The sequence below is a fragment of the Wolbachia endosymbiont (group B) of Eucosma cana genome, from assembly GCF_947250645.1.
In the GTDB taxonomy this organism is placed as follows: Bacteria; Pseudomonadota; Alphaproteobacteria; order Rickettsiales; family Anaplasmataceae; genus Wolbachia.
Genome location: NZ_OX366334.1, coordinates 909,628 through 922,390, shown reverse-complemented (window position 1 = coordinate 922,390; position 12,763 = coordinate 909,628). Strand labels below are relative to the sequence as shown.

Below are 12,763 nucleotides of genomic sequence, written 5' to 3'. Positions count from 1 at the left end.
ATAATAAGGCATTTGAGATTTAAGCAATCCTTACCGCCACGTATAACAATTGTAACCGCGGCGGTAAAAAAGTTGATTATTTTATAACCGCCGCATATAATGCTGACAAACACGGCGGTGAATTATATGAGCGAACCAATAATTGGTAGAGAGAAAGAAATAGCCATTCTAGAAAATAAGCTTCTTCCCTAATCAGTTGGCTGTTTGTATTGTAGGTGGCATTGTACAAGTCTAGTAAAATAATTTTTCAGTAAATGTGGTGACGTAATGAAATTTCTAAAAACTATCTTTAACTTAGCATTACTAGTATTTTTCATGTCTACTATAGCTGAAGCAAGGTGGGCTAAGTACGAAGATGCTTCCGTTGAGGTTGAATTTTCTAATGTTAACATTAATGTTAATAGAGATGGTACCTATGAAACGGAAGTAGAACTACAAGCAAAAATACTCAAAGAATCTGGACGTGATAGATTCTCTCTATACAGTCTTGTTTACAATGATGATAGTGCAGATTTTACTGTTTTAGAGGCTAAAGCAGCTTATAATGGAGAGGAATATATAGTTACTGAAGATATGATGGAGGATAAGCCACTGGCTAGTCCTGGTAAAGGCTTTGATCAGCTAAGGCAAGTAACCATACCATTTCCTAAAATAGAAATTGGTACGGAAGTATATTTAAGATATAAGCAAGTTAACAAAAAGGTTCCTGTTGATAACTTTTATGGCTTGAGCTTTTCTTATTACGGGGATTATTTACAAGCAGAAAATACTAAAATCAATTCTGAATTACCCCTGGAGATTAAAGTTAATGATCCAAGAGAAGTATTAGAAATCGCTGAGGAAAAAAATGATGATATACACTCTATAAGCATTGCTTTAAAGAAAGCAGTTTATGAAAACACAACAAATGAACCACATAATGGAATATTGAACATAAAACACAACACTTGGGTATCACTTTCAAGCTTATCTGAATGGGAGGATTTAGCTAAAAAATTAGCTCCTGGATATCATAGCGTTATCAATCAGCCGCTTCCTGCAACTTTTGAAGCTATAGCAGAATTTGCTGACAATGAGAGTACCGATGAGGAGAAAATTAATGCAGTCACTTCTTTATTGAATGAAAAAGTTCAGTACATGGGAGACTGGCGTACAGTGTCAGGAAAATTTTTTCCGAGAGATTTGGAGAAAATTGCTGATTCTCAAGTCGGGGATTGCAAAGACTTTTCTGCTAGCACGGCTGCTATTCTGCAAAAACTTGGTTATAAAGTTCAACCTATTTTAGTTATGAGAGGAACTACTAGCACTTCTAATCCTGAAGCATTACCTAATATGGGTAATTTTAATCATGTGATGCTCAAAGTAACAAATAGAGATGGAAAAATATATTGGATCGATCCAACTAATACCGTCAGTATGGCACAGGGTATTTTCCCAGACATTGCTGATAGGAACGCTCTAGTACTCGATTCTGAGGAAGCAGATTACATAAAGATTCCTGCTGTACAAGGTGAAAATTCAAAAGTGATATCCCATAGTGAATTAACTATAGAAGATAACGTTGTAAATGAATATGGCCAGCTTACCGTGCAAGGGGAAGCAGCCTTAGGCTTAACAGGTGTTGGATTATATTATTCAGATGAGCAGTTAAGAGATTCTGTTTTTCGTATGATTAGTGGAGTATATCTTGATGAAGAAGAAAAGAAGTTCTTAGAATTGCCTGACCTTACCTTGCGTAATGTAGAGGATCTGACAATTAAATATGAGTTTCAGCAAAAAAATAAGATTTTTAAGACAAATTTAGGGCCAGCTTTGAATTTAGGAGATAATTGGCTTAATGATGTTGTCAATACAGCTTCTGACCAAGTGTCAGACCTTTTTATTGGTGTTCCTAAAACTAAGGAAAGCCATATGATAATAAAAGATATCAAAATTAAAAACTGTGAAAATTTGAATTTTGAAATAGATTCTCCTTGGTTATATGTAAATAGGTTCTGTAAATATAAAAATGATGGAACCGAATTTAGCAATTTAATAACCATAAAGAAAAGCTTTATTACCAATGAAGAATTAAAGACTGCTGAATATAAAAACTTAAAAAGCGAATTGGAGAATAATTTTTCTAGAGCCTCTATAATAATAAGTGAATGAGTTGTGCTGGGAAAAGCACTTCTTAAAAGGCTTAAAATTTTTAAAATATGTACAATAACTTACGCGACTTCATCAGAGCATTAGAAGAAAAAAAAGATCTAATTAGAATTAAAAAAGAAGTTTCAACTATTCTTGAAATGACAGAAATTCATCGTAGGGTTTTGTCAAACAAGGGACCAGCTGTCATCTTTGAAAATGTTGTCACAGAAAATGGCAAAAATTCAATTCCCGTTTTAGTGAATTTATTTGGTACTATTGAGAGAATTGCATTCGGACTTGGTATAAATTCTGATGAATTAAGGGATCTGGGTAAACTTCTAGCATTTTTGCGATCACCTGAGCCACCAAAAACCTTCAAAGATGCTGTGAAAATGTTTCCTCTACTAAAAGTTGTATTGTCGATGCGGAGCAAAGTTGTAAGCAAAGCTCCATGTCAAGAGGTGGTGCTAACTGGGGATAAGGTGGATCTTAGTTTGCTACCTATTCAGACATGCTGGCCAAACGAGCCTGCACCGATTATCACTTGGCCACTTGTGGTAACAAAAGGACCAACAGCAGACAAGCAAGATAATTTTAATCTTGGAATATATCGTATGCAGGTTGTGAATAAAAAAACGACTCTCATGCGCTGGCTTGCACATCGTGGTGGTGCAGGTCACCATAAACGGTGGAAGGAGAGGGGGCAAAATATGAAGTTTCCTGCGGCTGCTGTGATTGGTAGCGATCCTGCAACGATTATTGCTGCAGTAACTCCGGTGCCGGAGACTTTATCAGAATACCAATTTGCCGGGCTGCTGAGAAAAAAACCACTTGAGCTTGTAAATTGTAAAACTATTCCTCTTCAGGTTCCAGCTCATGCAGAAATTGTTTTGGAAGGATATGTAAGTTTGGATAATTACCAAGATGAAGGGCCATATGGAGACCATACCGGTTACTATAATGCTGTTGAACAGTTTCCTGAGTTTAACATCACTGCAATTACAATGCGCAAAGATCCAATTTATCTCAGCACTTTCACTGGCAAGCCACCTGATGAACCATCAATTCTTGGTGAAGCACTCAACGAAATCTTTGTGCCGATTCTCATCAATCAGTTTCCGGAGATAGTAGATTTTTATCTGCCCCCAGAAGGTTGTTCATATAGAATAGCGGTAGTATCGATAAAAAAGGCTTATCCAGGGCATGCAAAAAGAATTGTTATGGGCATACTCTCTTTTCTCAAACAGTTTTTATATACTAAATTTATCATAGTTGTTGATGATGATATAAATATACGTGATTGGAAGGAAGTGATGTGGGCAATGTCAACAAGAATGGACCCTGTGCGTGATACAATTACGATAGAGAATGCCCCAATTGATTATTTAGATTTTGCTTCCCCTGAAAGTGGTCTCGGAGGTAAAATAGGGTTTGATGCAACAAACAAACTTCCACCTGAAACCAAACGAGAATGGGGAAGAAAAATTGAAATGAGCGAGGAAATAATAAAGAAAGTTACAGAGAAGTGGAAGGAATATGGGTTGACAGATGATTAAACTATGATGTAGACTACCGCCGTGTATTTAGGTGTGGTTTGTGAGGCTTTTATATCTTTTATTTTTGTCGGCATGTTTTTCTCTGTATTACTATGTGGGTCCTACATTCTCGCCTTGCCCAAAAGCAACAGTTTGCTTCTCACCTGAAGAAGACTGTGCTGTACCGATAATCAGCGAGATAGACCAATCTAAAGAATCTATCTTAGTTCAAGAATATACATTTACTCTTGGAACAGTTGCAAAATCTTTGATTAACGCCAAAGAGCGTGGTGTTGATGTTAAAGTCGTCTTAGATAAATCACAACTCCATTCAAAATATAGTGTCATAAGCGAATTGTTTTCAAATGGAATACCGATTTGGATCGATAATAAGCCAAAAATTGCTCATAATAAGGTAATAATTGTTGATAATCAAAAAGTCATCACAGGATCGTTTAACCTCAGTAAGACAGCTGAAAAGGGAAACGCTGAAAATTTATTAATTATTGAAAATTATCCTGAATTAGTCCAGCAGTATGTGAAGAACTGGGAAATACGAATGTCACAATCCTATCAATATGCTCCCTAGATACTTGATATCAAAAAAAGTCTTTTTATTGATAGATTTAATTTCTTGTGATATAATAAATTAAAAGGTTTTAAGGGGTAGGTAATGGATTACATAAATGATGCTGCTGATAGTTACGCTGCCATTCATGATTTTTTTCAAAATAATGGTGTTGGAGATTACAAAGTTCAATGCAATTATGGTGGTGTACCGTATGCTACTGACGAATATGTACATTCTGGAGACAAATTTTGGAGCAATAATTTTATAGACTCACATTTTGGAAGGGAAATAAAAATGTATCCTCAAAGTGAGCTTTTAGCTAAAGAGTATGCTGGGAATACACTACCGGTTTCAATATCACTAAACGAGGATCTAATAAAAATAAAAGAATGTCAGAAAAAAACTAAATTTGTAGAACTAGAAGGGGAATCAGGTGATATAGTATATGATAAGCAAAAACATATAAAGTGCTACACGACAAAGTTATCATATGACGATGTTTCTGTTCATAATAAAAACAAATTTTCAATACTGAATATTAGATATGATATGCCAAATGATCCGAGATACAGTTTAAACATAGCCTTCACAAAGGTTAATGATAATCAACCAGGGTTTTGGCAAAAATTTAAAAATATGTTTTAATAAAGTAGCTTCTCAATCAGGAATATTCTGGTGGAAAATGAATATCTACTTAGTAATGAATTTGGTCAGTAGCTACTAAGTTTTTCTTATAGCTATACAACGAAGGTTTGCTGGTCTTACATTTATTCTCTGCAAGACAAAAAATTCACATAATTGTACATAGTATGGAATAAATAAACTTCCACTATATTTTTCGATTAAACTTACCTTTTCTCTATTGAACAGATTTCGTATTAAATCTTAAGTTCAACGCACCTAAATATATAAGCATTCCCAGCAAAATCATAGGTATAGAAAGAAATTGTCCCATAGTTAAATTGAACCATAAATAGCCAATTTGATAGTCTGGCTCGCGGAAAAATTCAACCACAAAACGTGCTATTCCATACCACATAACTGCAATACCAGTTGTTGCACCGTAATACAATCTTATTTTGTTCAAGAAAAATAGTGAATTTACAACTACGAAAAGTAGCGCTCCTTCTAAAAATGCTTCATAAAGTTGGCTTGGATGGCGCAATAAATTATCACCACTTTCTGGAAATACCATACCCCACGGCATAGTTGTAACCCTGCCAAATAACTCTCCATTTATAAAATTACCTATGCGGCCTAGAAGTAAACCTATCGGAACTCCACAAGAAATTAGATCCAGTGTGTAAAATATAGGAATGTTATGTCTTCTACAGGAGATTATTACTGCAAGCAAAACTCCTATAGCACCGCCATGAAATGACATACCTCCTTCCCAGGTCTTTAGTATTTCGATAGGATTGCTTATATAGAGAACTGGATCATATATCAATACGTACCCAATCCTACCTCCAAGGATAATGCCTATAATAACGGCTGTTAATAACGAATCGTAAAAATTCTTAGTAAATATTTTTTGATTGTCTAGCTTATGTAAATACCAATATGCAAAAACTATACCCAAAACATATGCTAAAGAGTACCAATATATAGAAACAGGACCGATGCTAAAAATAACTGGACTTAAAGACATATTTTACTACAAATTATTCTTAGACAATCTACTTTTCTCACGGTCCCACTCTCTCTGCTTTATGGTTGCTCTCTTATCGTAGAGTTTTTTTCCTTTAACAATAGCAATTTTAGTTTTTGCCAACCCTTTATCATTAAAATAGATAGAAAGTGGCACAACAGTTATTCCAGAGGTTTTGATTTGACCAATTAGCTTATTTATCTCTTTTTTATGCAAAAGCAATTTTCGTTCTCTTTTTGGCTTGTGATTCTTTTGGTTTGCAGCTTTATACTCTGCGATATGCATATTGTTTAGCCATATTTCGCCTTTTTTTTCAGTAACGTAAGCATCAGAAATGTTTGCTTTTCTTTCCCTTAGTGATTTTACTTCACTACTTAAGAGGATCATACCTGCTTCAAATTCTTCTAAGATAAAGTATTCAAACCTTGCTTTCCTATTTTCTGCAATAACTTCCATATCTAAAGATATCTTTAAGCTTCAATATATTACAGAACTTTTGGTTTAATTCATAACAAAACAATTATCTCAGTAAATGCAAGTTTGGTTAAAAAAGCTCTAATCTTCCTGCAAGTGTAATTTGTTCCACTCTTCCTACTACCATTTCAGACCTAGGAATAGCATTACCTGACAAAGAACTTATTACATCTTTGCAGCCCCATTCAATAGCAAAGTGTAAAGGAGCATATCTATTATTGTTCTGTTTACTAACATATGCCCCACTTTCAATTAAAATATCTCTTATACTTTCATGATCGCTAGCAAAATGCAAAGGAGCGCGTCCACAGCTATCCCACACATTAACACATGCTCCATGTTCAATCAGAGTTCTTACTATGTTTTCATTATCACTTTCAGCAGCAAAATGCAAGGGAGTGCTTCTATAATTATCCCACGCATCGACATATGCTCCGTGTTCAATTAGAGCTATTACTATGTTCTCATAGCCACTCTTAGTAGCAAAATGTAGAGGAGTGTGTCCATCATTGTTCTGCGCGTTAACATCTGCTCCACATGCAATTAGAGCTCTTACTACACTTTCATTTCCACCTTCGGCAGCAAGATGTAAAGGTGTACATACATCATTGTCCCACGCATTAACATTTGCTCCACTTTCAATTAAAATATCTAATATGCCTTTGTGGTTCCATTCAGCAGCAAAATGTAAAGGGGTGCATCCATCGCTGTCCCATGCATCAACATATGCTCCATATTCAATTAGAGCTATTACTATGTTTTCATAGCCACTCTTAGCAGCAAAATGCAACAATGTAGTTTCTACAGGATCTAGATCACTATGTGTAGTGAATATATGATTGATATTAAATCCACTATCTTCCCACCTCCGTAAATCAATTCTTTCTAATTTTATTTTTATTCGTTCAACTATGTTGTTCTTGCTTAAACCTGAAGTATCATTTATTTCTTCAAGCATTTTTAGAAAATCATCAAGCGTCATAATCTCCACTACTTATTAAAATAACTTGGTTATTATGTTCTTTGACACAAAAATCAAGAACTTTTTATTTTCCTAAAAAATCATTTAAGTTATACTCCAAATCATGAAAGTCAGGCAAAATATTAAGTTTTTTTCTCTATCATTTGTGATTTTGTCTTCTCTATGGATTACATTGTCTGGTTATTTCGAGCCTTTTTTTATTCTCTGTGGAGTATTTTCTTCTGTGTTCACATTGATTATCTTTAAAAGGTTAATTGATGCTGAAAGTGCCCTTAGTCAAATTCTAAATGATAGTGGTAGGCTGTCACTTTATCAGCTTATAAGTTATATACCTTGGCTAATTTACCAAATTATTTTTTCAAGTATTTATGTAACAAAAAAGGTGCTACGATTCAAATCTACAGTTGAGCCAATTGTTATTGTAAGGGAATGCATAGGACATAATGATAAGACCATTGCATTATTTGCTAACTCGGTTACGATTACCCCTGGAACTTTAACTATCAATGTTGAAAAGAAGCAGAAAACATATTTATCTATCATATGTTTGATAGATAAAGATCTTGAAAGTGGCATTTCTGAAATAGAAGGTAAAGTCTTAAAAATGCTACACCTAGTTAAGTAATTGCTTTAAATAAGTTAACAGCGTCTCTGTATTCTCTTATTAGGCTTTCAAGCATTTCTTTTGGAAGGCTATCAATAACAGTAGAACATAAATAATTGTACAAATCTTCTAGCCTTGATATGTTATTTTTCTTCTTGCTGTTGAATTTGTACGGAAAAATGCCCTCCATAATTTCAATATCAACAACCTTATTTAAAAATGCATTTTCACTTGTTATGCTTATTCTTGTAAGTATAGTGTTAATTTCAGGTTCATTACTCGTATAAATATCTGATAATTCCGCCATTTTAATAACGTATAAAGTTACTACTTTTGATAAACAATTATCAGAATATTCACAATTTTTTATTACCTCCCACTGAGTAACCTGAGACTTGCTTGTTTTTGCATTGCTTGGTAATTTATTCATTGAATTTTCTCCATTTAATTCAGTAGTAAATTATACTAATACTTTGTTAAATAAATAATAACGCAGCCATAAAAATATGCATTTATTTACCATAAATTGTATAATATTCCTAAAATTAAATGTTAAAATTACTTCAAACTGAATGATTTCTTTAATTCCATGTTATCCAGCAGTGTAAAATATTGCTGCACAATAGTATTTATTCTAAAATAAACTTTCTTTTTGAGCTATTTTATTAATGTCCATTCTTACAGCTGTACTAAAATGAAAAAGATAAAACTCGGAATACTAATTTCAGGTAGAGGATCAAACATGCAAGCTTTAATAGAAGCATGTCAAGATCAGAATTTCCCTGCTAAAACTGTGTGTGTTATCACAAATAATAGTGAAGCTGGAGGCCTTAAAATAGCAAAGCAAGCAGGAGTTTCAGCGTTTGTTGTTGAAGATAAGCCACTTAATACTGATAAAATTCATGAAATACTTGTTCAACATAAGGTTGATTTAATTTGCCTTGCAGGGTTTATGAGAATTCTAAAGGCCAATTTCCTGAATAAATGGCATAACAAAGTTATAAATATTCATCCCTCTTTACTTCCGTCATTTAAGGGCCTAAATGCTCAGGAGCAAGCTCTGAAAGCGGGTGTAAAAATTACAGGATGTACTGTGCATTATGTTACTCATGAAATTGATGCTGGAGCCATAATCGCTCAAGCTACTGTTCCAGTGTTACCAAATGATGATGTTCACAGTCTCTCAGAGCGCATTCTAGCTGAAGAGCATAAGTGTTATGTAAAAGCAGTAAGATCAATAGCAGAAAGTAACGCTAAGTGATATTAAATTAGAGAGATCGTGTGGTACTGCTTTTTCTTTTTGTTACATCTTGATCCAGAGAAAGGTGTGTTGGAACTTTAGGGTTGGAGCTTTTTTGCTCGATATGTTTTTCTTTTTTCATTTCAATAACCTTATCAGATGTATCATCGTCGATTGGTTTTCGATTGCCTTCTTTCAGCATTTCTTTTAAATGCTGAACCTCTTTTCGCCTTTCTTTATTCTCATGATTAGCGTGCAATTTTGCTAATACTAATACATCAGGTAGTACTTTTGCTATAATTCTATGAAGGCGTGATAAATTTATTTCTTTTTTCATCTCTATATACAGCTCTTTCTGCTCCTCTTTTGAAAATTGTGAAAGATGAATTTTAAAGTTTTTAACTTGATGATAAATAGAGTTAGTTATGTTACCAGTCATTACTATACAGCCCAATGTAACAAGAGGTGCAGTAACAAAAAGAACTATAGGACTACTAAATAAAGCAATAGAAACTGCAGCGCCTGTTAAAAATAATATATCGCACAGAATATCCCAACAAATACCTTGAATTCTATATTTATCCCTTCTTTTTTGTTCTAATGTTCTCTTGTAATTACATTTTTTATATAAGCTTTTTTCTCTAAAATAGTCAAAAAAAGAGTACATGCTTGAAATTAGGGATACTGAGCTAAAAAAAACACCTGTGCCAATATTACCAAGCATTATGCCCGCCATACCTATCTGTTGACTTGTAATATGTATCAACTTGATGATTATCAACACACCTGTGTTGATAACAGAAAATATCGTTATTAAAGGATTTAACAAAGCAATTGGAGTTTTTTTGCTTTCTCTTGCAGTATCGTTTTTCACCTGAACATAAAAGTCAATCATATATCTAAATTATAAAGAAATATGGTTAAAATTTCAACTATGCTGTAGTAATGATTTACTTTCTTCCAACCTTAACAAAAAATAAATTTTCGGGATCAAGCAAAGAATTTGCCAGCTTATTTACTTCCTCCAATTGAACATCATTAATGATATTCGTATAATTATTTATATTGTTAACATCACGATCATTTATCTGCATATTATCCAATAGCATTGCTATACTTACATTATTGGATAGAAAAGAGAAGGTAAAGTTATTTACTAAACTGATTTTTGTATCCTTGAACAATTGCTCGTCCATTCCTTCATTTTTTATTCTGCTAAAGGTATCTTTTAATGCTAATATAGCTTTATCAGCAGTGGAACTGTCAGTACTTATAAATCCAGATATAACATTCCCATGTTTATTTGTAATATTACTTGCACTAATACCATAAGTAATACCTAGATTTTGTCTCAATTCCTTCATTAATATTGAATTCAGCCCCATACCACCAAGCGCATTAATCAAAACACTAGCATTATAGTAATTAGGGTCTTCATATGCTATGCCTTTTTGAGCAAAAAGTATTACACTCTGTGGTATATCCATAAAAACGCTCTTACTTTCTGCAGGCCCAAATTCATTTTTTACAGATATCTTCCTAACTTTCGATCTTTTTGATGGTAACTTAGATAAATATTTATCAAGCAGCGTACTAACTTCTTCTTTTGTTGCACAACCAACAACACTAATAACGATATTATCCTTAGTAAAACTACGCTTTATGTATGTTAAAACATCGTCTCTAGTAATGCTCATTATAGTGTCTAGAATTCCATATGGATTTCTTGAGTAAGGATGTTTTTTGAACAACAACGTATCCAACTCTTTTGCAGCAATAAAATAAGGATCTTTTTCAAAATTATTAAAGTTTACTTTGGCTTTTTCAAAAACTCTATTCAATCCTTCAGGATCAACTTTAGGACGCATTATAGCATCACTCAGTAGTGAAATTGCATCCTCTAGATTCTCAGATAAAGTATTTAATGAAATCCTAAATGCTTCTAAACCAGCAATAAAATTTAAACTAATTCCTTTATCCTCAAGCTTTTTTACAAAATCTTTGGCATCATTTTTTCCTGCTCCTTCTTGAATTACAAGAGAAGTAAACCAAGCAAGCCCCTGCTTTTTTATATTTTCATACACACAACCTGCATCTTTGAATGATATATTAAGTGAAACTTTTGGTAGATCATGGTTTTCAACAAATAAAAACTTAAGTCCTTTATTAGTAGTAACCTCCTCTACATTTAGGTGACCGCTTGCTTGCAAATTAAAGCCTAGACAGAAAAAAAATAGAAATACATATTTACTTATCTTCATTATTACCTCCTTTTGGTAGCAAACGACCGACTAATTTATTAGTAGAAAAGATAGTATAAATTTTGTTATTTACGTCCTCTAGATTGATATCATTAATTTTGCTATATGAAATGTCTATTTCATCAAGTGGAATACCTAGTGCTAGACGTGGTATATAAAACATTGCTATATTAGTTAAATCAGATAGATTATCAAACTGTGCTGCTTTGTATTTAGACTTTGTACTTTGCAACTCTTCACTTGTTATTCCTTCAGAGGTAAAGTGATTAATAGAATTATCTAACTCTCTTGCAACATCATCCAAATTCACCCCGCTTTTTGGAGTTACCCGAATCTCAATGTAACCATTACTAAAAGCTAAGCTATTATAATAAGCAAACACTTCTACTGCTACATTCTTATCTAGAACTAAATCTTTATATAGCTTACTAGACTTGCCATTCCCCAAAACATCAACTGCCAAATCAACAGGAAAAGTTTCACTTATTTGCTCAAATAAAGGAACACTATAGCGAAAGTATAAAACTGGCTCTTTCACTTCAGTGCTTTCTAAAATTACCGATATATCTGCATTATGTATTGAATCTTGGTTCGGATAATGCTTAACTACAGGCTCAGCTTTAATTACACCATATTTTTCCTTTGCTAATTCCGCTACTTCTTCAAATTCTACATCACCAACAACGAGCAGTATAGCATTACCTGGATGATAATAGTTATCATGAAACCTTGTTATGTCATCTTGATTGTAAGTTTTAATATCGCTCTCCCAACCAATAACAGACCTACCATAACCATTATGATAAAATGCACTGTTCATTTCCTCCCATAGTAAAGCTTCAGGATTATTATCAAATCTCATCTTTCTTTCTTCTAATACGATATTTTTTTCTCTATCTATTTTGTCTTGAGTAACATCAAAATTGCCCATTCTGTCTGCTTCAATTTCCATTGCTAGTGGTAAATCTTTTTTGAGAACTAATTCGTAGTAGCAGGTGTATTCTTTAGTGGTAAAAGCATTAAATTGGGCCCCAATGCTGCCCAAAGTGGATTCTATGTCTTTAAATTTTCCTGTAGTTTCAAACATTAAGTGTTCAAAGTAGTGAGCCAATCCTGCTTTGCCAATTGGGTCATCCATTCCCCCAACTTTATATATTATTGCATGAAAAACAGCTGGAATTCGGTGATTAGGTACTACATAAACATCCAATCCGTTACTGAGCTTAGCATGCTTTATGATTTCAGCTTCCAAAGAAATCGGACAAATGAAAAAAAACACAGATAGTATAAAAAAACTAAAGAATTTGCGAAGCAT

13 protein-coding genes are annotated in these 12,763 nt (G+C 33.4%); 6 read left to right on the top strand and 7 right to left on the bottom strand.

What is annotated here, in order from left to right; all coding sequences use genetic code 11:
• The first annotated feature begins 267 nt into the window (after window positions 1-267).
• The 4 genes from OOK99_RS04560 to OOK99_RS04545 all read left to right on the top strand — a co-directional run bounded on the left by OOK99_RS04560 (window position 268) and on the right by OOK99_RS04545 (window position 4,881).
• A complete protein-coding gene (locus tag OOK99_RS04560) occupies window positions 268-2,151 on the top strand; it encodes a DUF3857 domain-containing protein (protein WP_264719533.1) in 1,884 nt (627 codons plus the stop codon).
• A gap of 47 nt (window positions 2,152-2,198) precedes the next feature.
• Window positions 2,199-3,686 carry a UbiD family decarboxylase gene (locus OOK99_RS04555; protein ID WP_264719531.1) on the top strand — a complete coding sequence of 496 codons (1,488 nt, stop codon included), beginning with the start codon at window positions 2,199-2,201 and terminating at the stop codon, window positions 3,684-3,686.
• A 40-nt stretch (window positions 3,687-3,726) separates the two neighbouring features.
• Window positions 3,727-4,254, top strand: coding sequence for a phospholipase D family nuclease (locus OOK99_RS04550; RefSeq protein WP_007301949.1), 528 nt, complete (start codon window positions 3,727-3,729; stop codon window positions 4,252-4,254).
• 84 nt (window positions 4,255-4,338) lie between these two features.
• Window positions 4,339-4,881: a hypothetical protein gene (locus OOK99_RS04545; RefSeq protein ID WP_264337136.1), complete on the top strand. Its 543-nt coding sequence runs from the start codon at window positions 4,339-4,341 to the stop codon at window positions 4,879-4,881.
• A 214-nt stretch (window positions 4,882-5,095) separates the two neighbouring features.
• Here OOK99_RS04545 and lgt read toward each other — a convergent pair whose 3' ends face one another.
• The 3 genes from lgt to OOK99_RS04530 all read right to left on the bottom strand — a co-directional run bounded on the left by lgt (window position 5,096) and on the right by OOK99_RS04530 (window position 7,343).
• Window positions 5,096-5,887 (bottom strand): prolipoprotein diacylglyceryl transferase, encoded by a 792-nt coding sequence (lgt, locus tag OOK99_RS04540; RefSeq protein WP_264719529.1) that lies wholly within the window; start codon window positions 5,885-5,887, stop codon window positions 5,096-5,098.
• 6 nt (window positions 5,888-5,893) lie between these two features.
• Complete coding sequence (smpB, locus tag OOK99_RS04535) at window positions 5,894-6,343, bottom strand: SsrA-binding protein SmpB (RefSeq protein WP_015587785.1); 450 nt, start codon at window positions 6,341-6,343, stop codon at window positions 5,894-5,896.
• 88 nt (window positions 6,344-6,431) lie between these two features.
• Complete coding sequence (locus OOK99_RS04530) at window positions 6,432-7,343, bottom strand: ankyrin repeat domain-containing protein (protein WP_264719527.1); 912 nt, start codon at window positions 7,341-7,343, stop codon at window positions 6,432-6,434.
• 103 nt (window positions 7,344-7,446) lie between these two features.
• Here OOK99_RS04530 and OOK99_RS04525 point away from each other — a divergent pair, with 103 nt between their 5' ends.
• The gene (locus OOK99_RS04525) at window positions 7,447-7,968 is read left to right on the top strand and encodes a Na+/H+ antiporter subunit E (protein ID WP_127463654.1); all 522 of its coding nucleotides are present in this window, start codon (window positions 7,447-7,449) and stop codon (window positions 7,966-7,968) included.
• On the opposite strand, the gene OOK99_RS04520 is transcribed toward OOK99_RS04525, so the two are convergent.
• Window positions 7,961-8,377 carry a hypothetical protein gene (locus tag OOK99_RS04520; protein WP_017531777.1) on the bottom strand — a complete coding sequence of 139 codons (417 nt, stop codon included), beginning with the start codon at window positions 8,375-8,377 and terminating at the stop codon, window positions 7,961-7,963. The genes OOK99_RS04525 and OOK99_RS04520 overlap by 8 nt on opposite strands.
• A gap of 264 nt (window positions 8,378-8,641) precedes the next feature.
• Here OOK99_RS04520 and purN point away from each other — a divergent pair, with 264 nt between their 5' ends.
• Window positions 8,642-9,208 (top strand): phosphoribosylglycinamide formyltransferase, encoded by a 567-nt coding sequence (gene purN / locus OOK99_RS04515; protein WP_143689443.1) that lies wholly within the window; start codon window positions 8,642-8,644, stop codon window positions 9,206-9,208.
• A 7-nt stretch (window positions 9,209-9,215) separates the two neighbouring features.
• Here the strand turns inward: purN and OOK99_RS04510 are convergent, their stop codons facing one another.
• From OOK99_RS04510 to OOK99_RS04500, 3 genes are read right to left on the bottom strand one after another with little or no spacing between them, the layout of a single operon-like run.
• Window positions 9,216-10,082: a DUF2207 domain-containing protein gene (locus tag OOK99_RS04510; RefSeq protein WP_264719525.1), complete on the bottom strand. Its 867-nt coding sequence runs from the start codon at window positions 10,080-10,082 to the stop codon at window positions 9,216-9,218.
• Window positions 10,083-10,137: 55 nt separating this feature from the next.
• Window positions 10,138-11,448, bottom strand: coding sequence for a M16 family metallopeptidase (locus OOK99_RS04505; protein WP_264719524.1), 1,311 nt, complete (start codon window positions 11,446-11,448; stop codon window positions 10,138-10,140).
• Window positions 11,435-12,763: a M16 family metallopeptidase gene (locus OOK99_RS04500; protein ID WP_264720242.1), complete on the bottom strand. Its 1,329-nt coding sequence runs from the start codon at window positions 12,761-12,763 to the stop codon at window positions 11,435-11,437. The genes OOK99_RS04505 and OOK99_RS04500 overlap by 14 nt, the downstream gene beginning before the upstream one ends.